The following is a 23,031-nucleotide window of genomic DNA, read 5'->3' on the forward strand; positions in this document are numbered from 1 at the left end:
GTCATTGGTGAGTCAGTGCTTCGGTGAAGGTGATAGGGTCAAAAACTGTTTCTCTTTCGCTGGCATCGCAATGCGCGCTGAAAATGAACTTGCCGCCGGAGGAACTCGACACGTAAACCCGTGTAACACCCTCGAAGTCGGCGTAATTCTGCCCGGGGCGAATCACCACCGAGCCGCTACTGCCGCTCGCAGGTTCGGCGGACCAGCGCACCAGACGGTTGCGCCCGGGGTTTTGATAGGCGTCGCGCAGCGTGGCGTACAGCTCGACTTCCTGCCCCGCCGGAATCGGCTGCTGCGGCACCTGGGCAGTTAATGGTGCGGGGAAGGACAGCGTCACGGCGTCATCGGAGATATTGATAGTCGGAGCCTGTTGCGCGTCGATCAGGTCAAGCCAGAACAGTGGCGTTTCCTGCCCCATGACCTCGCCCGGCAGATACTCGACCGTCACCGTTCCATTGACTTCAGTGGGCTTGGCCACAATCGTGCCGAGGCTCACTTGCCAGTACACATTGACGCCACTCAGTGGCTTGTCATCGGCGTCCGTCAACGTCACGGTCAACAGGACTTTCTCGCCGGGTTTACCGGCCACCACCTCGGTCTTGTCCACAACACAGGTCATGGTGACCAGTGGTTGCGCCACCTCATCGGCAAAGGCAACCACCGACTCGCGGTTATCTGAAAGGCTCAGCAGCGCGCGCTCTGCGGCAATTCGATAAGCGTCCTTGTCTACGTCCTCCGGCAGATTTCCCACGAGAAAAATCGTCAGGGCGTCCATGCCGCTGTGCCGGGCCAACACGCGGATGCGCATCAGCAAATCGAGCTGGGGCAAAGTCTTGAGGATCTTCAGCGCAGGGTCGATGCGACTGACGCACTCACGCACTTCTTGCACGCTCCAGTCGAAAAACGCCGCCAGCCGCAACGCTGCCGCTTCCTGTGCCAGCCGCAGCGCATGGCCTGTCAGGGGCGTGGGCAATGCGTTGACCTGACGCAGGTAGTCGAGCAGTTTGCCGGCCGGTTGCTCGCTCAACTCGAAGGCCCGTCCCAGCGCGGTCAGGTAATACAGGGTACGGATCGACAGCAGGTGCCGATCGTCCTGAGCCATCCAGGCCTCGTGGCCGTATTGCAGAAAGTCTTCGAGCAACACCGCAGACAGTTCCAGCTTGCTCGCCACAGCACTGCGACGTCGCACATCCGCCAGCAAGCTCAGCAGCGGGTCGGGTTGCTCTGCGGTGCGTGCAGCGGGACTGAGTGCCTCAGTTGCATCGGCACGCGCGCTGACCTGCGACAACAACTGATAAACCGTGGACTGCGCCCAGGTCAGCATCAGCAACCCGCGTTCGGTATCAAGGCCGGTGTACACCGCCAGACACTCCCGGGCGACCGAGACCTGCGCCTCCCGCGCCTTCAACAGCACGCCGAGCATTCGCTCGACGAGAATGCCCCGCACACTGGCGTCGTTTTCGCCCAGCCCCTCCCTGATTGCCTGGTCGAACTTTAGCCGGGCAAGGCTCAGGTAGTCGGTCTCGGGTAATTGCAGGTCGATGACCAGACCTGTCGGGTCGACCAGTTCGGTCAACAACCGCAGCCAGTCCAGCCCCTCCAGCGAGGGAACGCCAGCCATCGACAGCCCGGCATTGTTGAACAGCGCGGCAGGCAGCAGGTTGCGGATCTGCTCGAACAACTGCTGCTCAGCCTGTGTGGCAACCGCCAGGGCCTGCAGCGGTGCCACTTGCTGCAGCATCCACAGCACGGGGAGTTCGCGATCCTTGCACCACGACACGCAGGAGTGCAGGGCATACATCAGATTGAGCACGTCCGGTGTGGTTTCGCTATTGAGCCGTGCGTGCACCCGCGGCAAACCTGCCAGCCCGTCGACCCAGCTCTCGCCGCCCAACAGCGTCAGCATCAGCACGCCTTCGACCGGGGTGATCCCCAGCAACCGTGGCAACTTCACCAACCGGTAGAAACTCGATATGACTGCCGTGGTGCGCCTCAGCGTGCCGCTGAACCCGTGCGCCCGTTCGATCGCTACTGCCAGGTAGGCATAAGTCTGCAGATCGATGCCCAATCCGCTGCACAACTGGCTGATTGTCAGCTCCGCGACACCCTGCGCCGGCAGCGTCGCAAACGTTGCGCCGTCCAGCACCAGGGGCTGGCGATAATTGCCCTGGCCGTTGAAGGTGCGATCGAACAGTGACAGGGCATTGGCACGCCCGTAAATCGAGATTTCATCGATAAATGCCGCGAAATCCTCTGCCGAACAGCCATAGCGTTCACGCAGCGACTGAAACAGGCCCAGCGCATGCACCTGATGGGTAGAAATCCACCACGGATTTGCCGGTGTCGCATGACGGGCCTCTGCCCTGATCGCCGCCGTCAACAACGCATCCACCTGCTCGCTGGGCAGCTCCAGCCATCGATCCAGGCGCAACTTGCGATTCATTCGTTCGTAGCGGTCAATGATGGTCGGGTCTTGTGTCAAACGATGCAGAAAGGCTTCGCTGTCTTCCCTGTAATCAATGTCGAGCGCCGGAATGGTCGCGGCGTTTAGATAGACCGAGCCGGATCGCTGGCTCTCGTCAGCACCCGGTTGCACGCTGTCATACACGGTTACATTGGCCGAACGCGTCGGGGCGAATTCGCGAATCGACAGCAACGCCTCGATATCCCGGGTGTCCAGCCCCGTCCGCTCGCCAAAGAATTTCACCTGATTGAGATTTAGCCAATCGGTCCCAGGTGCTCCAAAGTTGCATTGGTAATATTCGTCCCTTGCGTCGGTATCGCCAGTTTTTATCGGAGCCTCTGTCAGCAATTCACGCTGATAAGGCCCCAGCCGCGACGCATGGGTAAAGGCGCGCCCGGCATCGTTGTCCCATGCCTCAGGCTGCAGGAAATAGGGATAGGCCAGATCCACCATGTGGGCGATATTACCCACCGACAAGCCATGTTCACGGGCGACAAAATCAAGCGTGACCCAATGCTGGTAGTACGGCAGACCGTTGGGATAACGGGTCTGTATCAGTGCCTCTTCGAGATCCGGAGCGCTATCGTTTTCCTCGATAAACGTTTCGAGCACCGGGACGATGATGTCCAGCGCCGACACTGCCTGATGCACGGCATTGAAGTCGACCAGCAGCTTTTTCAGATCCCGACGGCGCTCATGCAAATCGAGTTTTTCCTCGCCGCCAATGGCGTGGATTTTCTCCTCGATCCAGCGCAACAACTCGATCAGGTAAGCCACCGGAGATGCGATTGACTCCAGGGCCTGCGGTGGGCACAACCCATCGAAATGGGTCGAGAACAAACTCTCGTAGCTCGGCCCCGCGACCATCGACAACAGACCGCTGTCGGGGCGCGTGACCCGGGCCTGCGAACCGCGCAACGAATGTTCGATGAACTGGCGCCGGACAAACACCGCCAGACTGTTGGCCCTGCGTAAAAAGGCCCGCGCGTCGTCGGGATTCATCCGGTAGTGGCTGACCAGTCCCCGAACGCCTTGCTCAACCAACGGAAAAATCGAACCGCCATTTTCGAGGTAATTGCAAAAATCGGTATAGGTTTCGCGCTGTTCATCGCTGAACACTTGTCTCAGCAACTGCTGCACTGGACGGATCACAGGCTCGGTCATGGTCTTGCTCCCGGTGGAATCGAAATCACCTCGAAACGCTTGCTTTCGACCCAGTCGGACTTGGTCGAGCCATCCGCAGCGTCGGTGATGGTCTGTTGGAATCGGCACCAGTGGCCGCCTGGACGCAAGGCGTGCGATGCCTCGCCGCGCCAGCCTTGATCGGTGACGGCAATGTCTTCGCTCAAGACTTGATCAGGGTCGTACCAGGTCACCACGCGCCCCACGCCCGTGCGGCCTTTACCGAGGAAGCGAAGCGGATTTTCTTTCCAGCTTCCCGGCGTCGGCTCATCGATAGCGGGCAGGTAAGTGCCGAGCTCCACTGGATGTGCAGCCGAGGGGGCAGACTCGAAGCCATCACACGACGACACCGCCACCAGTTGCGCAGTGCCGTCGGACTGCTCCGTTTCAAGCGTCAGCGACCAGGTACGATCCTCGAGCACCGGAGCGCTTACGCGTACCGAACCCTTGCTGCCCGTCAGCGTCACCAGCACTGTGTCACCGGGGTAGCCGAAGCCGGACACAACAACCCGACGACCGACGTGCACACCTCGCCCGGGGCTTTCGATAACCGGCGCGGCGGGCACCACCTTGAAACTGCGCGCAAGGCTTTCCTTCGACTCATGATCGTCGAAGAATTGCCGGGCCTTTACCTTGTAGTTGCCGACCGGCAACGTTACGTCGGCAAACCAATCGCCCTTGGCGCCTATCGAGATTTTATCGAGCAGGATTTCGCTCGGACTTTCACGCCAGATCGTCACGTGGCCAAGGGGTTCGCCGGTGCCACGAAGCGTCGAGGTGCGCGCCAGCGATTGATGCTCCTGCGGCACCGTGATGACCGGCGGCACCAGCACGACAAAAAAACTGCGCACAGCGCTGGGCAGAGAGGGTCTGCCGGCGATGGTTTGCACGGCATCGATCTGGTATTTGCGGAACTCGAGTTTTTTCAGCTCGATGAACCAGTCGCCATGAGCGGTCAGCCGTTTCGGCTCACCCAGATTCCGCCCGAATTGCGCGTCCCGCAGTTGCAATGTGGCACCGTTATAGCCGTTGATGCCGTGCACGTTCATGTCGTAGTGGGTGTCTGCGTTTTCATCCGGCGCGGTGATATCCGGTTTCTCAGGGCTGACCGAGAACGTTTGCGAGGCTGGCGGCGACGGGTGCCCGGCGACGGTCTGGATCACCGTCACGGTGTGCTGCTCGTCCGGAGCAAACCCGGCGTCGCGCTTGAAGGTCCATGTGCCACTGCTTCCATCAGGTTTGTGCTCGGTCGCACTGTCGCTGTACTTCAGGCTCAGTGTCGCGCCGGGCCAGCAGGTGCCGGAGATTTTCGGCGAGAGTCCATCGTCTTCGACGGCAGTGATGATGGGTGCCAGCAGCGGCACAGAGATGGTTATTTCCACCGGATCGGAGGCGAAAGCGTCTCTGGACTGCACCACCAGGACGATTCTGCTGGTATTCGGCTGCCAGGGTGTCGATGCCTCTGCCGTCCAGCCCAGGCCCGTCACGGGCGCGGGTGGTGCAATGGCGGCGCCGCTCTGCTTGTCCGTCACTTGCACTGTGGCGCCGGCTATCCCTCTGCCAGTGATACGCGGCTTGTAGTCGACAACGGTAAAAGCCAGCTCGGTCGGCGGTGGGAAACGTTCGATATTGATGACCAGCTCAACAGCGTCCGACACCGCCGCACCGAGCCTCTGCACCACACGCACGGTGCGGGTCGAACCCGGTGCCCACGCCTCGAAGGCACGGGTCAACCAGCCCTGATTCGTGACCTGCGTCGATGGAGCGAGCGCAGCGCCGGTCGCCTTGTCGGTGACCTCGACAGATGCCCCTGCAATACCTTCGCCGATGAATGTCGGAGTGTAGAGGTCGTTGGTGTATCTCACTGCAGAGGGCGGTGGAAGCTTTGATGAGGCCTTGAAATGGTGTTCATGCGAGGGAATCCAGCCACCAGCATTGTCGTCAACCTTCTGCACGATCTTCAGATCGTAGTCGCCGATGGGCCAGTACTGTGAAGTCGTTCTCCAACTGCCTGCGGTCACGACAACGGCAGGTGGCGGCGTAGCTCCTGTCGGACCTCGGACAATCGTGATCTCGACCGTGGCGCCGGTAAAGCCTGCGCCGGAAAACTCGATGGAGGTGAGGGACGGGTAGGTGAAGTTGACTGTGCTCGGTGTTGGGGGGCGGACTTTGAACGAACGGGCCACACTCACTTCCGAAGTGCCGCCAGGTACCGTTTGGCGCGCCACAACCGTAAAGCGGCCCGGCGGCATGTCGCGGGTGAACGTTGTAACCCTCCATCCTCCGTTGGCATCAGCAATGCCCTGGCCGACCTTGAATGAATGTTCGAAATCCTTGAGGACTTCGACGGTCGCACCTGGAACAGCTCTCCCCCCTTCTATCGGACCTCTCGGATCGGTCACCGCTGATTCGGATGGCGTCGTGATTGTCGGCTGCAGAAGCAAGGTGAAGAATTGCGCAGCGGTCCAATCATTCATGTCTCTGTGGCCAGCCGTGATATCGACGCGACCGCCGTCAGGGTAGTTGGAATGGTTGAATGATGCTTCCCACGTTTCGTCAGGCTTGACGGTTGTCGTGGCGTGTAACACGGCGCCCCCCGGGGTCATCACATCGATGACATTGCCTGGCGTGCCTCGGCCTTTGATCAGCAATCCACTGGCCGACTTGAGTACCGCAGTGTTTGCCGGAGAGTCGATACGTGGTGCCACGTACCTTTTGAGGGTAACGGTATTGGACTTACCGGAGTTCTGGTTGCCAATGATTTGTACGGCGTAGAAATCCAAAACGCCGGGCGGCAACACGATGGAGGTATTCCACCCCCCGTTGTTCTGGACAGGAGCAGTACCCACTGGAATTTCAGCATTGTTAAACTGCCACCTCAAATGAATTGTGCCGGGGACAAGCCCGTTTCTACCGGATACAGTGAACGGCTTCTCGACATCGATCGAGGTTCCGGAAGTGGGAACCTCGATAATCGGTTTCTGTGCTGGATAAATATCAAGGCCCCACCCTTCGTGGGGTTCAACATCGTTGTTGGATCCGTCGTAGTTAACCCGGATTGCCAGCGACACGCCAAAATCAGGAGGACCGAGCGGGGAGTCGAGAAAAATTTCGTAATCGTGCCATTGGGTGTCCTGAAGCATGGAGTCAGGGGAGTCCTTCCGAACCCAGTTACGAGCTTGAAGACCCACATCTATATTGGCGCGATTCCAGTTCCCGGAGCGCGTGGTCATCTTGTAACGCAAGGTCTTCACATAGATGCGGCCTGATTCGAACTTGTACCGGCACACCATTTGAGTTTGCAGCTGCGGCACGCGGGGGTGAGTCTGGTAAAGCGATGTTTCGACCGCATCCGCCCAGAACACCTCGGAAAACTGCGCTCCGTCGCCCAGTTCCTTGAGTGATCCGTCTGCCAGTTTCGTGACCTGAGCGACAGTGGTCTGAACCTTTTCGGTATCAAGCCAGGCTCGTCCTTTCTCGTCGTCCTCGACGGTTTCGTTCATGTCGGCAATGCTCCGGGCAATGGGTCGCTCACGTTGTGGGATCAACATACGTGTGCTCATTGCACGCGACCACTGTCAGAACTGACAGTCCAAAAGATCCAATTCATCTAAAAAAACTTTGCTTGATTACTAGAACAGCTAAGTCTTTCCACGCCCTACTTCGACACGCGCAGCAAACTACAACGCCTTGCGCCTTTGCCTACAGATCCGCCAGAATCCGCCGGCTTGTGCGCTTTGCCGATGCCCCGTAACGTGGTCCGTGCCGCTGCCAATCAGTGGTCGGGTTTAGTCGCCCGGGGGGTATACGAATGTGCACAAGCGTCATCAAGTCGGGTATTCCCTATCCCCGCACTCGATGGTGGCTGTTCGCAGGGCGCCCTCGGGCGCGCCGGTATTTCGTATGCCTCCCGGTCGACTAACCTGCTTGCAGCCGCCACCCTAATTCGTTTAGTCGCGAATCGGTCGTGGCCCTACTTAGAGGCAATACGATCATGTTCAAAGCAACCCCTAATCCGCCCGAAACAAATCCTGCCGATACCTCGCCCTACGAATCCGCCGATTCACGAAAGCTCCACGAAGCCGCCGAGCGCGCCCTCGACCACTACCTCAAACCCGAACCGCCCTCGCGCAATTCAGTGGATCGTGGCATGCAGATGTTCCGGGTCGCGCCTGACATCAACCCCGAAGCGATCGCCATCCAGACCTACGAAACCTTTTCGTCGGTGAGCATTCTGTTGCTGGATCTGGCGGACAGCCTGGAAGACAAACCACGGCATCTGGCGATGGCGATTTATCAGTTGAGCGAGATGGGGTTATTGCTGGCGGAGAAGACGCTGGACAGTGAGCGGGCGATTGCTGTGGGTTAGCCTTTGGAGAAGCGTTGTCCGGGCTGATGCCTTCGCGGGCAAGCCCGCTCCCACAGTGATTTGTGGTGTGCACAAATGCTTTGATCAACCCCGGACACTGTGGGAGCGGGCTTGCCCGCAATAGCAATTAGGCGAGCGTCGCCGAAGTCAGGCCGAGGCCGGCAATGGCTGGAAGCTGAAGTACTGACGCAGCGCCTCGACCAGTTGCGCATATTCCGGGGGCGGACGCTGCAGGCTGAACCCGGCGTCGTAATGCAGGGGCGTCGCGTCTTCGTGGCACCACAGGCAGCACGCCGTGAGGTCGATGACCTGCTGGCAGCCGTCGCTGAATGGCAGTTTGAGACGCAGACTGAAATCGACGCCAATCATCATCGGCAACTGGCTGATAAGCATCAGCCCGTCCTCAGACACGTTGCCCAGAAAACCGATGGGTTTGTCGGTGACGCTGTTGTACACCCGCAGGAAGTACGGCAACTGGTGCCGTTCAATTCGACGATCGGTAAACATGCGCAGTACGCCATGCAAGGCTCCATCACAGAGCCGCACCTTTGCTTCGGAACGTGCCTGCCCTGCAGACGCGCTCTCCCCGCTTCCGGTGTGACGGTCGCCAATACGCCATCACCTCAACCTCTACCAGTCGCAGGTGTTCCCCCGGCCCAAAATCAGGCTCTGAACCGGATCACTGGACTATAGCTCAGCTTGTACAGTCGGCCAGCGTTTGTATGACAACCAGCATCAGAAACGTTGCGGACTTGGTACTGCCGCTGCGCTGCGAGTCGGGTAATGTCCCAGGCTCTGCAGGGTTTCCAGGCGGGCGCGCGCGCGGAAGGCGTATTCGCTGTTGGGGTACGAGGCGATGATGAACTGGTAGGTCTGCGCCGCGTCGATGTACATTTTTTGCCGTTCCAGGCACTGGCCGCGCATCATCGACACTTCCGGCCACACATACGGACGGGCCCGGCTGGCGCGTTCGACCTTGGACAGTTCGAGCATCACCTGCTCGCAATTGCCCCGGTCGTAGGCGCTGTAGGCGTTGTTCAAATGATGGTTCATCGACCAACGGGTGCAGCCCGTGACGGCGAGGACGCTGAGGGCAAGGGCGGCAATGGGCAACAATCGCATGGGGAGGTTCTCCTGTCTTGAGGTCTGTATCGACCTTGCGCGAAAAATCTTCAATGCCGCCCTCGACAGCGTGGTATCAGTGCGGGGCGTCCTCGGGAGAGTTGGCATCGCCCTTCGGTGCAGATGGGGTTGACTCCAGATGGATGGTCACTACCGGTGACCTTGGCGAAACCGTGCCGTCCGGGCTTCTTTCAACGACATAAAAACCGAATTTGCTCAGATCCAGGAACGTATTCCATCTCCCGTTGCTACTGATCAATTGGCCAAACAGCGGATTCAAGGGATCCCTGGTGCTGTAGGCGATCGAGAAATTTCCGGGTGTTCCTGTTCCCTCCACTCGAAAACGGACACCTGGCTTGTCGCCATCTTTTGGGCTTTCAATCACTGGCGGTTCCAGCGCCTGGTGTGTTTCTTTTTCAGCTGTCATGTCGTTAGCCTCGCAGCCCCGCCACCATTGGCGGGATTCAATCTGTATATCGATCGAAAAACCGCGTGCCACCTGTTAGAAATACCAGTACCGACCAGCGGTAGCGGTTGCCGGTCACAGTCGTTGAAAAAAACCACGTTCAATAAAGAAAACAATAAGTAGTGCAAACGAACAATGACTACACCCCAAGAGCATAGTAGCCTCTGCTAGCGCTTGAACTCAGGAGTCTTTGCATGTCCGTCCGTCGTACCAAAATCGTCGCTACCCTTGGCCCGGCCAGTAACTCGCCGGAAGTTCTCGAACAGCTGATTCTGGCTGGTCTGGACGTTGCCCGTCTGAACTTCTCCCACGGCACCCCCGACGAGCACAAGGCTCGCGCGAAGCTGGTGCGTGACCTGGCGGCCAAGCACGGCCGTTTCGTCGCCCTGCTGGGTGACCTGCAAGGCCCGAAAATCCGTATCGCCAAATTTGCCAACAAGCGCATCGAGCTGAAGATCGGTGACAAGTTCACCTTCTCCACCAGCCATCCGCTGACCGAAGGCAACCAGCAAGTGGTCGGCATCGACTACCCGGATCTGGTGAAAGACTGCGGCGTGGGCGACGAGCTGCTGCTCGACGACGGCCGCGTAGTGATGCGCGTCGAAACCGCCACCGCTACCGAGCTGCACTGCGTCGTGACCATCGGCGGCCCGCTGTCCGACCACAAAGGCATCAACCGTCGCGGTGGCGGCCTGACCGCACCAGCCCTGACTGAAAAAGACAAGGCCGACATCAAGCTCGCCGCCGAAATGGAAGTCGACTACCTCGCGGTGTCCTTCCCGCGTGACGCGGCTGACATGAACTACGCCCGTCAACTGCGCGACGAAGCCGGCGGCACTGCCTGGCTGGTGGCGAAAATCGAACGCGCCGAAGCCGTGGCCGACGACGAAACCCTCGACGGCCTGATCAAGGCGTCTGACGCAGTGATGGTTGCCCGTGGCGACCTAGGTGTGGAAATCGGCGACGCCGAGCTGGTGGGCATTCAGAAGAAGATCATTCTGCACGCACGCCGCCACAACAAGGCGGTGATCGTTGCGACCCAGATGATGGAGTCGATGATCCAGAACCCGATGCCGACCCGCGCCGAAGTGTCCGACGTGGCCAACGCCGTGCTCGACTACACCGACGCCGTGATGCTCTCGGCCGAATCCGCTGCCGGTCTGTACCCGCTGGAAGCCGTGCAGGCGATGGCGCGCATCTGCGTCGGCGCTGAAAAGCACCCGACCAGCAAGACGTCCAGCCACCGTATCGGCAAGGAATTCGAGCGCTGCGACGAAAGCATCGCCCTGGCAACCATGTACACCGCCAACCACTTCCCGGGCGTGAAAGCGATCATCGCACTGACTGAAAGCGGCTACACCCCGCTGATCATGTCGCGTATCCGTTCCTCGGTGCCGATCTACGCGTTCACCCCGCACCGCGAAGCCCAGGCCCGCGCGGCGATGTTCCGTGGCGTGTACACCGTTCCGTTCGACCCGGCTTCGCTGGCCCCGAACGAAGTCAGCCAGAAAGCGATCGACGAGCTGGTCAAGCGCGGCGTTGTGGAAAAAGGCGACTGGGTCATCCTGACCAAGGGCGACAGCTACCACACCACCGGTGGCACCAACGGCATGAAGATCCTGCACGTTGGCGACCCGCAGGTCTGAGTGATTCGCTGAAAACCAAAAGCCCCGGCATGCGAATGCCGGGGCTTTTTTATTACCGTTAACACCTGTCGGGCGAATCTACAACTGTCAGACCTGACAGTTGTGCCACTGACGCTGGAAGCTTTTAATCGAAACTCGTCCGATCATTAATCTTCAGAGTTTTTACGCTTTTCTATCGTGCAATGAACTGACGACCTGTTTTTCCGCAATTGCACGAGGTCGAAAAAATGATTAGTCAAAAAACTTACGGCGGGATGCTCGATACCGATTTCGGCGACAAAGGAATTGTGACGATAGTCAACGGAAATCCGGACTACGGAACTATCCATATCCAAAAACTGATGGTAACTGATTCCTGGATTTATTTCGGCGGGCGTTCCGCCAGAGGCGATTCCGTCTACATCACCATGGGCCGCCTGGATCTAAAGGGCAATCCTGATCCGAAGTATGGCGAGAACGGTTTAGTCCAATACCTTCTTCCCGGGCTTGGTGCTCTTTCCTCATTTGCTTTGCAAACTGATGGCAGGGTTATTGTTCACGCCGATCATGCTTCGAGCACTTCCAACTTTTCCTATTTTTACCGACTGGAAGAAGATGGATCACTGGATAAAACGTTTGGGGAAGATGGCCTGTTTTGTCTGGAATTATTGAAGGACCGCGACTCGCCTTCCACGGAACAAAGTCAACTTCTGGAAAACTCTGCCGCTGGTCAGACGGATATGGTGATCTTGAGTGATGGCAAGATCCTCACGTTTCATCGCAACGGATGGATCATACGCCTGACGCCCGAGGGAAAACCGGACAAAACATTCTCCGCTAAAGGTTATATCTATATCAAAAACCCCCATAACCCAACGAGTCTATTGCGGAGCTTGCTGGTTGACGACAAGCAAGAGAAATATGTGGTTGGAGGCTTGACGCTCGCCGCATCAAGTCACCATGCCATGCTTGCCTGCTTTCATAAGAATGGCGAGCCCGATGAATCGTTTGGCCGGATGAAAAATGGCTTCGTGGTGTTCGATGTGCGTGCATCAGATTTCAATCAACTTGTGCGACAGAACAACGGACGGATTCTCGGGGTTGGTACAGCGGGCGCATTTCCAGATATTCAAGCGTTGTTGATCAGTTGCGAACCAAATGGCCAACCGAACATTCAATTCAATCAGGGTCAACCGTTGCTGACGTCCCTGGACAAGGAAACACAGTGGGAGGCCAGCGCCTTTCAAGAGAACGGCCGATCGGTCGTTGTGGGGTCGGCAGGCACTTTCAAACCCATGACTCACCAGCTTGTCGTAGCCCGCTTTAACAGCAACGGGACACCAGATACCAGCTTTGGCAATGGACAGGGTTATGTCAAACAGACGCTGCCATCCTTTGGAAAAGGAAGGTATATGGCGAGAGTTGCCCTGCAACCCGATGATGAAAAAATCCTCGTGAGCGCCATCCCGCTCGTCCCGGAAAACGAGGAACCTGGAAATCCGGTGATCTTGCGGTATTTACCCAACTGAAGTGCATTCCTCGCTGATAGCAGTTTAGGCAAACGTCCTATTGCACGGGAGTTAATGTCTTGCCTCATCAAAGCCCCGGCATGTGAGTGCCGGGGCTTTGTGCATTCTGAGCTAAAAGATGCAGCGTCTATTCTGCCCTCATCGCTGGCAAGCCAGCTCCCACAAGGCTCGCGGCGATCACAGATTTTGCATCCACCACAAAAACTGTGGGAGCTGGCTTGCCAGCGATGAGGGTAGCCCGGCCAGCGAAAATCTCAGTGCCGCTTGATAAACCCGGTCAACGCCGCCAATGCCTCCGGCGAGCGCAACCGCTGGGTGAACAGTGCGCCCTCCTCCTCGATCACCTTACGGATCAATTCGCGATCCGGCGCTCGCATCAATTGCTTGCTGATACGCACCGCTTCGGCCGGTAGCTCATCGAAACGCAACGCCATCTCCCGCGCCTTGCTCAGTGCTGCTTCGCCGCTGCCCAGCGCCTCGGTGGCAATGCCCCACTGCGCCGCCTGCTCACCGCTGAATCCTTCGCCGAGCAGCAACAGCTCCGCTGCTTTCGCGTGTCCAAGCAAACGCGGCAGGATCAGGCTGGAGCCGAACTCCGGACACAAACCGAGATTGACGAACGGCATGCGCAAGCGAGCATCGCGGGCGACGTAAACCAGATCGCAATGCAGCAACAACGTGGTGCCGATGCCCACCGCCGCGCCGGCTACGGCGGCGATCACCGGTTTGCGGCATTCGAGCAGGTTGAGCATGAAGTGGAACACCGGGCTGTCGAGGTCGCTCGGCGGTTGCTGGATGAAGTCGGCGATGTCGTTGCCGGCGGTGAAGCACTCGGCACCGCCGGTGATCAGCACGGCGTTGATTTCAGGATCGTTGTCGGCCTGCTTCAGGGCCTCGGCAAGGCGACTGTACATCGCACGGGTCAGGGCGTTTTTCTTGTCCGGACGGTTGAGGCGCAGGGTGAGCAAACCGCGTTCGCGTTCCAGCAGGATGGCTTCGGTCATCAGCGTTACTCAACATTAAAAAGGCTGACAGAGTTCTTTTGTGGTGAGGCTGGATTGCTGTGGTGAGCCAGAACTACTGTGGCGAGGGGATTCATCCCCGATTGAGTGCGCAGCACTCACAAAATCCTGGGGCCGCTACGCAGCCCATCGGGGATAAATCCCCTCACCACAGGAGTTCACCTTCACACGAGATTCAGCGCTTAACTGCGGGACAGAAACACATCGGCCAGCAGTTGATTGCGCGGCAGTCCGGCCAGGTACAGACGCTTGGCAAACGCATCGACGCTGGCAGTCGAGCCGCAGACTAAGGCCAGGGTTTGCCGGGAAACAAGGCGCAGTTGCGCCAAAGCGGCGGCTGACTCGGCCGCCGTCCACAGCTCGATGCTGAGGTTTTCGCGCTGCGCAGCAAGCGCCGCCAGGGGTTTGGCCAGATAGTGCTCGCGCGCGTCATGGGCCAGGTGAATGACGCGGATGGCGCCCTGATGATCCTGGCGCAAGGCTTCGCGCAGCACGCCGAACAATGGGCCCAGCCCGGTGCCGGCCGCCAGCAGCCACAGCGGGCGCGAGTGCCAGTCCGGGTCGTAATGCAGCGCGCCGCCACGCAGTCCGCCGAGGCGGATCGGGTCGCCGATCTGCAGGCGCCGCGCCGCATCGCTGAATTCGCCGGGCTGGCGACAGTCGAGGTGAAATTCGAGAAAACGGTCTTCCTGCGGCAGGCTCGCCAGCGAATACGGCCGGGCGATATGGTTGATCCACAGCACCAGATGCTGCCCGGCGCTGTAGCGCAGTGGTCGCTGCGGGGTCAGGCGCAAACGCAGGACGTTATCGCTGAGCCAGTCCAGCGCCTCGACCACCGCCGGGCGCCCGTCGGTGACGGGGTCGAAGGTGTGTACCTGCAAATCTTCCGTGACCTGACACTGACAAGCCAGCCGCCAGCCTTGCTGGCGCTGTTCGGCGCTCAAGGCATCCGGGCGACTGTCGGCGGGCAAGCCGCTCACGCACTGCACCAGACAGGCATGGCAACTGCCGGCGCGGCAGCTGTAAGGCACCGCGACGCCGTGCTGATTCAGCGCGTCGAGCAAATTGCTGCCCGCCGCCACCGGCCATTGCCGATCACCGACGCGAAGTTCAGGCATCCACATTCTCCCATGCCGCTGCACAACGATTGCGCCCGTCGCGCTTGGCCCGGTACAGCGCCTGATCGGCACGCTGCAAGGCATCGTCAAGATCATCGCCCAGTTCCAGCAAGGTCATGCCTGCCGACAGGCTCAGGCTGCGCACATTCAGGCCCACCAGTTCGACGTCGGTGAACGCGATGCGCAGACGTTCACAACAGGCCGTCAGGCGTTCGGCATCGCAGTCGGGCAGCAACACCACGAACTCTTCGCCACCGTAACGCGCCAGCACGTCGCCGTCACGCAGGCAGGCACCTGCCACGCCGGCGAACGCCTGCAACACCTGATCGCCCGCGGCATGGCCGTGCAGGTCGTTGATGCGTTTGAAGTGATCGAGGTCGATCAGCGCCAGACCATGCACCACGCCTGGCTCCATCTCCGCCAGTTCCCGTGAGGCCAGGCGCAGAAAATGCCGGCGATTGAACAGCCCGGTCAGCTCATCGGTGGCCACCAGATCTTCGAGCTGGCGCATCATCCCGCGCAGGGTGTCCTGATGCGCCTGCAAGGCAAACCGGCGCTGGCGCATGCGTTGCCGTGAAACCTGGACGAAGCGTGCATAAATCACCAGCCACGCCAGCACCATCGCCAGAATGCACACCTGCAACGCCGCCAGCGCCGGATCCGGCAGACGGAAGTGGTAGCCGTCCCAGAGGGTGATCGCACAGAAACTGAAGAACACCAGCAGCGCGCAACGAATGAACGCGCGCCGGGTTAAATGAAACAGGCCGAACAGCAGGATCAGCACGTAGAACACCAGAAACGCGCCGCGTGCTTCATCCAGATGGGCGATCAGCCAGGTCTGCCAGCCGAGCCCGAGCAGCACTTGCGCTTCGGTCAGGCTGGGGTCGGCAAAGCGCTGGTTGCGCCCGGACCAGAACAGCGTAAACAACGTGGCCTGGCAGATCACCACCAGCGCGCTGCCGATGGCCACGCTGTTCAATGATTGCGGGTAATGCCCGGTGAAAAACGCCAGCCACAGCAGCAGCAAAGCCAATCCATAGGTGGCTGCGGCGAGGGCAAAGCGCTTGAGCAAAAGACGTTGAATGGCGTTATGGGTCAATCGTTGACTCACCGTGCGATAGGAGGCTGACCGAGTGTCCTACTCTACAGACCGGATGCCACTTTAGAGGGGCGGTCGATAAATGACCACCGATTTTCGGGCTCGAAAATTGACGTCAAAAGTGTGGCCTCAAAAGCCCCTCACCCTAGCCCTCTCCCCGAGGGAGAGGGAACTGACCGCATTGTTTATTTGAGATACGCCGACCTGATACATCATGCCGAACTCAGGTTTTGAATTCGCCACAAATCGGCTCCCTCCCCCCCCTCGCCCCCTCGGGGGAGAGGGCTGGGGTGAGGGGGTGGGTATTGAAGTGCAAACCCGATGTTCGATATTCGCCCAACCATGCGACCAACGAATGACTGCCGACGCGTGTATGCCCCGAAGAGGCGCGGTATACTGCCGCGCCTTTTTAGCGTCGCGCCAGCAGCCCCGGCGTGCCTTGAAAGGTGCTTGCGACCGACCGATGCACCCAAGCCGCAGGCACCTTATTGAATGTTCCCGTCTTTTAGAGGAGCGCGACTCATGACCGTGATCAAGCAAGACGACCTGATTCAGAGCGTTGCCGACGCCCTGCAGTTCATTTCCTATTACCACCCCGTGGATTTCATCCAGGCGATGCACGAAGCCTACCTGCGCGAAGAATCGCCAGCGGCCCGTGACTCGATCGCGCAGATCCTGATCAACTCGCGCATGTGCGCCACCGGCCACCGGCCGATCTGCCAGGACACCGGCATCGTCACCGTGTTCGTGCGTGTGGGCATGGACGTACGTTGGGATGGCGCGACCATGAGCCTGGACGACATGATCAACGAAGGCGTGCGCCGCGCCTACAACCTGCCGGAAAACGTCCTGCGTGCCTCGATCCTCGCCGACCCGGCGGGCGCTCGCAAAAACACCAAGGACAACACCCCGGCAGTCATCCACTACTCCATCGTCCCGGGCAACACCGTGGAAGTGGACGTGGCCGCCAAGGGCGGCGGTTCCGAGAACAAGTCGAAAATGGCCATGCTCAACCCGTCCGACTCGATCGTTGACTGGGTGCTCAAGACCGTTCCGACCATGGGCGCTGGCTGGTGCCCACCGGGCATGCTGGGCATCGGCATCGGCGGCACCGCCGAGAAAGCCGCGGTCATGGCCAAGGAAGTGTTGATGGAATCCATCGACATCCACGAACTGAAAGCCCGTGGCCCACAGAACCGCATCGAAGAGATCCGTCTGGAGCTGTTCGAGAAGGTCAACCAACTGGGCATCGGCGCCCAGGGCCTCGGTGGCCTGACCACCGTGCTCGACGTGAAGATCATGGACTACCCGACCCACGCCGCCTCCCTGCCGGTGTGCATGATCCCGAACTGCGCCGCCACCCGTCACGCGCACTTCGTGCTCGACGGTTCCGGCCCGGCCTCGCTGGAAGCGCCATCGCTGGACGCCTACCCGGAAATCGTCTGGGAAGCCGGCCCGTCGGCCCGTCGCGTCAACCTCGACACCCTGACCCCGGAAGAAGTGCAGAGCTGGAAGCCGGGCGAAACCGTCCTGCTCAACGGCAAGATGCTCACCGGCCGCGACGCGGCGCACAAGCGCATGGTCGAGATGCTGAACAAGGGTGAAACCCTGCCGGTGGATCTGAAAGGTCGCTTTATCTACTACGTCGGCCCGGTCGATCCGGTCGGTGACGAAGTGGTTGGCCCGGCTGGCCCGACCACCGCGACGCGGATGGACAAGTTCACCCGTCAGATCCTTGAGCAGACCGGCCTGCTGGGCATGATCGGCAAGTCCGAACGTGGCCCGACCGCGATCGAAGCGATCAAGGACAACAAGGCCGTGTACCTGATGGCCGTGGGCGGCGCCGCTTACCTGGTGGCCCAGGCCATCAAGAAGTCCAAGGTGCTGGCCTTCGCCGAGCTGGGCATGGAGGCGATCTACGAGTTCGAGGTCAAGGACATGCCGGTCACCGTCGCGGTGGACAGCAACGGTGAGTCGGTACACATCACCGGCCCGGCGATCTGGCAACAGAAGATCGCCGAAAGCCTGGCGGTAGAAGTGCAGTAAGCGTTTCGCAGCTGTAAAAAGGCCGGCCCGTCATATGACGGGCCGGCCTTTTTTGTGCCCGCCTGTCCGTGCGGGGCACCCTGCACATTAATGGCTCTTTGGCACCTGTCAGATCTGACAGGTTACGAGATCTCCACTTGTTGGTAGCGTCTGTCCACGCACGTGCTTCGCGTGTGAAATGGATCCGACCATGGCTGATCAAGAGCTGAGCATCATCACCCCGTCCATCGCCAGCAGCGCCTCGATCACCACGATCGGCAAAAGCTGGGGGGCGGTTGGCGCCACTGGCGCGGCTTCATTTGAACTGCCACTGCCCCTGTCCGCCGGACGTGGCTGGGATCCGCAACTGTCGCTGACCTACAGCAGTCAGGCCGGCAACGGGCCGTTTGGCGTCGGCTGGAACCTGGGTATTGGACAGATCAGCCGTCGTACCCAAAAAGGCGTGCCGCGGTATAGCGATCTCGATGAAATCATCGGTGATGACGGTGAAGTGTGGCATCCCGAACTGAACAGTGATGGCACACCGAAGTCGCGTCCCGAAGACAGCTACAACGCAATTTCCGTCGGCGCTCATCACGTGGTGCGCTTCTGGCCCCGGGTAGAGAGAGATTTTACCCTGCGCGAACGCTGGCAGCCCGTCACTGCAGACGGTAAACCTGAGGGGCCGCCCTTCTGGCTGATCCACGGCGCAGACGGCTCCTTGCAGGTATACGGCAAGACCAGCGCCTCGCGCCGCGCCGATCCGGACGATCCACTGCGCGTCGGCAGCTGGCTGCTGTGCGAAAGCATGAACCCGCAGGGCGAGCACATCTGCTTCGACTATCTGGCCGATGATCAGGACCCCGACCCGACTCACGACTACCGCGCCCAGCGCTACTTGCGCGCGATTTTCTATGGCAACGTCACAGCCAGCCAGCATTTGTATAGCTGGACCGTGGAGGATCCGGCCGAACTGGATTGGCATTTCCATCTGCTGTTCGATTACGGCGAGCGCACCCGTTCACTGACAGAGGCCCCGGTGTACGGTGGCGACAGCCTGGCAGTCTGGGATAAACGCCGGGATCCGTTTTCCACCTTCGGTCAGGGTTTCGAACTGGGCACGCGGCGGCTGTGCCGGCAAATCCTGATGTTCCATAACTTCTCGCGGCCTGCCGGTGAGGATCCGCTGCTGGTGCGGCGGCTGCTGCTGGAATACCCGTCGCCCGCTGATCCGTGGACTTACAACCGGATCACCGCCGCCCACTATCAGGCCTTCGATGCCAGCGGTGCGCTGGAGACGACGCCGCCGGTGGAGTTTGATTACTCACCCTTCGAGATCAATAAAACCCCGTCACGGATGTTCGCCGAAGACACCATGCCGGGCCTTGAGGATGGACAGTTTTACCAGTGCGTCGATCTGTACGGCGAAGGTGTACCGGGATTTCTCTGCCGCTACGATCAGTGCTGGTATTACCGCGAACCGCTGCGCGCAACGTCGGGGTCAGACGCCATCACCTACGCTTCCTGGACCGAGCTTGAGCAGATCCCGGTGGCCAGGCACGACGCCGCCCAGCAGTTCTTGCTCGACCTGACCGGTAACGGGCGGCTGGACTGGATCGCGGCCTTACCGGGCAGCAGCGGGTATCGCACGTTGAATGCTGACCGCAGCTGGGCGCCGTTCATCGCGTTTACCGGCATGCCGCTGGAGTTTTTTCACACCCTTTCGCAGCTCGGCGACCTGGGAGGCAACGGCCTCAACTCGCTGGCAATGATCGGTCCGCGCGCGGTGCGCTTGTATGCCAACCAACGGGAACAGGGTTTTTCCGGCGCCGAAGACGTGCCTCGCAAAGACGATGAGGACAGTTTGCCGCTGTTCGGCAACGCCCCCACAGAACTCGTATTTCTGGGCAACATGCTCGGCAGTGACATGAGCGAGCTGTGCCGGATCCGGTACAACGAAATCAAATGCTGGCCCAATCTGGGGCATGGCAAATTCGGCGAAGGCCGGGTCATCAGTGCCCTGCCCTTCCGGTATGACCAATTCAACGCAGAGCACATCCGGATCGCCGATATCGACGGCTCCGGCGCGCCGGCCTTGCTGTGCCTGAAACCTTCAGGCTTCGAGATCTACCTCAATCGTGGGGGCAATGGCCTGGAACAGACGCCTGTCTTCGTGCCGTGGCCGGAAGGCGTGAGCTACGACCGCCTGTGCCAGGTCAGTTTCGCCGACCTGCAAGGCCTGGGTTGTGCCAGCCTGATCCTGACGGTACCGCACATGAACCCCGAGCACTGGCGCTACGACTTTGTCGCGGCCAAGCCTTACTTGCTGACCGCTACCAACAACAATATGGGCTGCGCCACGCAGGTGGTCTATCGCAGCTCTGCACAGGAATGGCTGGATGAAAAACAGCAATGGCTTACCGATCATCCCGACGAAACGCCGGTGTGCCATCTACCGTTCGCGCTTCAAGTCGTCGCCCGGCAACGCCAGCTGGATGAAATAACCGGCAATTGCCTGACGCAATCATGCTTCTATCGCGAAGGCGTCTACGACAGCATCGAGCGTGAGTTTCCGGGTTTCGGTTACCGGGAACAGACCGACAGCGAAAGTGCCACGGGCGATGACGAGCTCGGCTTTACAGCACCGGTGCGCGTCTGTACCTGGTACCTGACCGGGCAGGCGATGGATCGGCCAAGACATGGCTACTTCGACGGTGACAGTGGTGCCGTTGACTTGCGACCAACCGTATTCAGCCGCTATCACGACAGTGATGAATGCGATGAACCGGTCACGCCAGACGACGAAGACGTACGCTATAAAATCGCTCGCGCGCTGGTCGGCGCCGTCGCCCGCATCGAAACCTGGACCGCCACTGACGAGCCAGCCAATGCACGGCTCTACGCTGTAGAAGAATTTCGTTACCTGGTGCGTGATGTCCGGCCCGCCAACTTGCGAGAGCCGGCGAGCGTGCTGCTGGTACAGACCCTGGAAAAAATCAGCTATCAGTACGATGGTTTCATTGACGACCCGTTATGCCGCCATGAAGTCTTGCTCGCCAGCAGCGAATACGGCCACGCCACTCACAGCCTGACCATCAGTTACGCGCGACGGCGCCTGCCCGGCGATCCTCCGCCGTTCAGCGACCCCGACGAACAACAGTGGTGGCGGGACGCGCATGACATGGCGCAGCGGTTTTTTTATCTCAACGAAACCCGCGCGCGTGCAATTGATCTGAAGGACTGCCAACAATGGCGGCTGGGCCTGCCCTCACAACAGCGCAGCAATGCCCTGATGCTGCCCAAAGGTGATCTGCCGTCGGGCCTCAATCCGCAACAGATGACATGGGATTTACTCAAGGAGCATGTTCGCTCGCCCGAGTGGAACGCTCTCCGGGTACTGACCGGGCAAACCGTGCAGCGCTATATCAACAAAGAGGACGGCAGTCTGCTGCCCGACGGTTCGGCGCAATTCGAAGCACTGAAAGGGCCGCTGGAAATGGCAAGCTTCGACAAGACGGCCCTCGCTGCCTACGACATTCTGCCGCCGCCGTTCGATATCCTGCAGGAGCTGGCGAACATCGGTTACACACTGATGGCGCTGCTATTCGAAGACACGGCAGTAAACGCGGACGCAGAAAGCCTGTGGTCCGCGCATTACAACTACGCGAAGTACGCCGATGCCAAGGGTTTCTTCCGGGTACTTGAATACCGCGAAACCCTGAGCCACGGCTGGACCAAGGCGCAGTACGACGAGTACCACCTGCTGATCATCAGCGTCGAACTGCCGGATGGCTGCATCACCCGCTGCGAATACGACTACTGCGCCCTTGCGCCGTGGTGCATCATCGATGCCAACGAAAACATACAGGAAGCGCTTTACGAACCCTCGGGCCAACCGTTGGCGACCAGTTTCCACGGTACCGAAAATGGCATTGCCGCCGGCTTCCGCCCACTCAGCGAATACCTTCGCCCGGCAGATCCACGCCCGGACGCGGCCATTGCCGACCCGCAAGCGGCCGTGCAAAAAGCCGCCAGCACCTTGCGCAAGGATTTGTTCAGCTGGATGGGACAGCTGCCTGCGGCGGTCAACGCAACGCCGCAGCTGCTTGAGCAATGGCTGGCCAGCGGTGATGTGTTGCCGAGCCTGCACATTCGCGCCAGCGCGCGACGGCGGCTGGCGCAATTGACGTCGCCGACTCCCGCCGAACAGGCCCTGCGCGAACTCATCAGCACGGTTGCACGCAAACCGGTGCACAGCGTGGCGCTGAGTGCCGACCGTTACCCGAATGATCCGATTGCGGCATTGGTGCAGATCATCATCAGCTACGTGGACGGCTTTGGCCGCGCGTTGCAAACCCTGCAACGGGTCGAGCCAGGAATCGCCTGTGCGGTCGCTGCCGATGGGTCGCTGATCGTCGATCGCGGGCAGCTGCGCGAGGAACACGCCGATCCGCGCTGGCGGGTCAGCGCGCGGGTCGAGTACAACAACAAGGGGCTGGCGGTACGGCAGTTCCGGCCGTTTTTTGCCGACACCCATGGCTACGTCAATGATCAATCCCTGCGGCGGTACGGCTACTTCGATCAACTGTTCTATGACCCGCTCGGGCGTCTGGTCAAGCTGATCAACGCCAAGGGCTATTTTTCCCGCGAGACCTATCATCCGTGGTATCAGGCCAGCGAAGACTTCAACGACACCGATGAATCCGCTGTGCCGGAATCGACATCACCATGGACGCTGCACTGATGAGCGCCAACCTGCATCGGCGTACACCGTCGCTCGTCGTGATCGACAGTCGCAGCTTGCCACTGCGTCAGATTGCCTATCTGCGCGTGCTGGCCGAAGACCCTGCCGAAGCCTTGGTGACTCGCCAACAGCACGACATTGCCGGGCGTCTGGTGGCGCAGTTCGATCCACGCCTGAGCGCTCCGAGCGTTACCAGCATTCATGATCTCAACGGCCAGCCACTCAAGGTCAGCAGCGTCGATGCCGGCTGGCGCCTGAACCTGCCC

At 59.9% G+C, this 23,031-nt stretch carries 14 protein-coding genes; 6 read left to right on the plus strand and 8 right to left on the minus strand.

Annotated elements, in window-relative coordinates; translation table 11 throughout:
• Position 1: 1 nt before the first annotated feature.
• Together KCG87_RS22015 and KCG87_RS22020 are read right to left on the minus strand one after the other, a co-directional pair.
• Entirely contained in the window at positions 2 to 3,628 is a 3,627-nt protein-coding gene (locus tag KCG87_RS22015) for a Tc toxin subunit A (RefSeq protein ID WP_210558817.1), read from the minus strand.
• Positions 3,625 to 7,149: a carboxypeptidase-like regulatory domain-containing protein gene (locus KCG87_RS22020; RefSeq protein ID WP_210558816.1), complete on the minus strand. Its 3,525-nt coding sequence runs from the start codon at positions 7,147 to 7,149 to the stop codon at positions 3,625 to 3,627. The genes KCG87_RS22015 and KCG87_RS22020 overlap by 4 nt, the downstream gene beginning before the upstream one ends.
• Positions 7,150 to 7,640: 491 nt before the next feature.
• Between KCG87_RS22020 and KCG87_RS22025 the strand changes: the two genes are divergently transcribed.
• On the plus strand, positions 7,641 to 8,015 hold the full coding sequence (locus KCG87_RS22025) for a DUF6124 family protein (protein WP_095137008.1): 375 nt from the start codon (positions 7,641 to 7,643) through the stop codon (positions 8,013 to 8,015).
• A 147-nt stretch (positions 8,016 to 8,162) separates the two neighbouring features.
• Here the strand turns inward: KCG87_RS22025 and KCG87_RS22030 are convergent, their stop codons facing one another.
• From KCG87_RS22030 to KCG87_RS22040, 3 genes are all read right to left on the minus strand, one after another.
• Positions 8,163 to 8,522, minus strand: coding sequence for a PilZ domain-containing protein (locus tag KCG87_RS22030; RefSeq protein ID WP_095137007.1), 360 nt, complete (start codon positions 8,520 to 8,522; stop codon positions 8,163 to 8,165).
• A gap of 228 nt (positions 8,523 to 8,750) precedes the next feature.
• Positions 8,751 to 9,137 (minus strand): hypothetical protein, encoded by a 387-nt coding sequence (locus KCG87_RS22035; protein ID WP_095137006.1) that lies wholly within the window; start codon positions 9,135 to 9,137, stop codon positions 8,751 to 8,753.
• Positions 9,138 to 9,213: 76 nt separating this feature from the next.
• Positions 9,214 to 9,564, minus strand: a complete 351-nt coding sequence (locus KCG87_RS22040; protein WP_135296436.1) for a hypothetical protein — start codon at positions 9,562 to 9,564, stop codon at positions 9,214 to 9,216.
• 233 nt (positions 9,565 to 9,797) lie between these two features.
• On the opposite strand from KCG87_RS22040, the gene pyk reads away from it, so the two are divergent.
• Both pyk and KCG87_RS22050 read left to right on the plus strand, forming a co-directional pair.
• A complete protein-coding gene (pyk, locus tag KCG87_RS22045; protein WP_003227610.1) occupies positions 9,798 to 11,249 on the plus strand; it encodes a pyruvate kinase in 1,452 nt (483 codons plus the stop codon).
• Positions 11,250 to 11,476: 227 nt separating this feature from the next.
• Positions 11,477 to 12,757, plus strand: coding sequence for a hypothetical protein (locus KCG87_RS22050; RefSeq protein WP_210558815.1), 1,281 nt, complete (start codon positions 11,477 to 11,479; stop codon positions 12,755 to 12,757).
• A 254-nt stretch (positions 12,758 to 13,011) separates the two neighbouring features.
• On the opposite strand, the gene KCG87_RS22055 is transcribed toward KCG87_RS22050, so the two are convergent.
• From KCG87_RS22055 to KCG87_RS22065, 3 genes are all read right to left on the minus strand, one after another.
• On the minus strand, positions 13,012 to 13,761 hold the full coding sequence (locus KCG87_RS22055; protein ID WP_210558814.1) for an enoyl-CoA hydratase-related protein: 750 nt from the start codon (positions 13,759 to 13,761) through the stop codon (positions 13,012 to 13,014).
• A 200-nt stretch (positions 13,762 to 13,961) separates the two neighbouring features.
• Positions 13,962 to 14,897: an iron-sulfur-binding ferredoxin reductase gene (locus KCG87_RS22060; protein WP_210558813.1), complete on the minus strand. Its 936-nt coding sequence runs from the start codon at positions 14,895 to 14,897 to the stop codon at positions 13,962 to 13,964.
• Positions 14,890 to 15,996, minus strand: a complete 1,107-nt coding sequence (locus KCG87_RS22065; protein WP_027612505.1) for a GGDEF domain-containing protein — start codon at positions 15,994 to 15,996, stop codon at positions 14,890 to 14,892. Before KCG87_RS22065 ends, KCG87_RS22060 begins: the two co-directional genes overlap by 8 nt.
• Before the next feature lie 522 nt (positions 15,997 to 16,518).
• On the opposite strand from KCG87_RS22065, the gene KCG87_RS22070 reads away from it, so the two are divergent.
• The 3 genes from KCG87_RS22070 to KCG87_RS22080 form a co-directional block, all read left to right on the plus strand.
• On the plus strand, positions 16,519 to 18,042 hold the full coding sequence (locus KCG87_RS22070; protein WP_027612504.1) for a fumarate hydratase: 1,524 nt from the start codon (positions 16,519 to 16,521) through the stop codon (positions 18,040 to 18,042).
• A 190-nt stretch (positions 18,043 to 18,232) separates the two neighbouring features.
• Positions 18,233 to 22,765: a SpvB/TcaC N-terminal domain-containing protein gene (locus KCG87_RS22075; protein ID WP_210558812.1), complete on the plus strand. Its 4,533-nt coding sequence runs from the start codon at positions 18,233 to 18,235 to the stop codon at positions 22,763 to 22,765.
• A partial coding sequence (locus KCG87_RS22080; protein WP_210558811.1) for a hypothetical protein occupies positions 22,750 to 23,031 on the plus strand: 282 nt, incomplete at its 3' end. The genes KCG87_RS22075 and KCG87_RS22080, both read left to right, overlap by 16 nt.

The organism is Pseudomonas sp. MWU347 (assembly GCF_017947305.1).
GTDB classification, from domain to species: Bacteria; Pseudomonadota; Gammaproteobacteria; order Pseudomonadales; family Pseudomonadaceae; genus Aquipseudomonas; species Aquipseudomonas putida_A.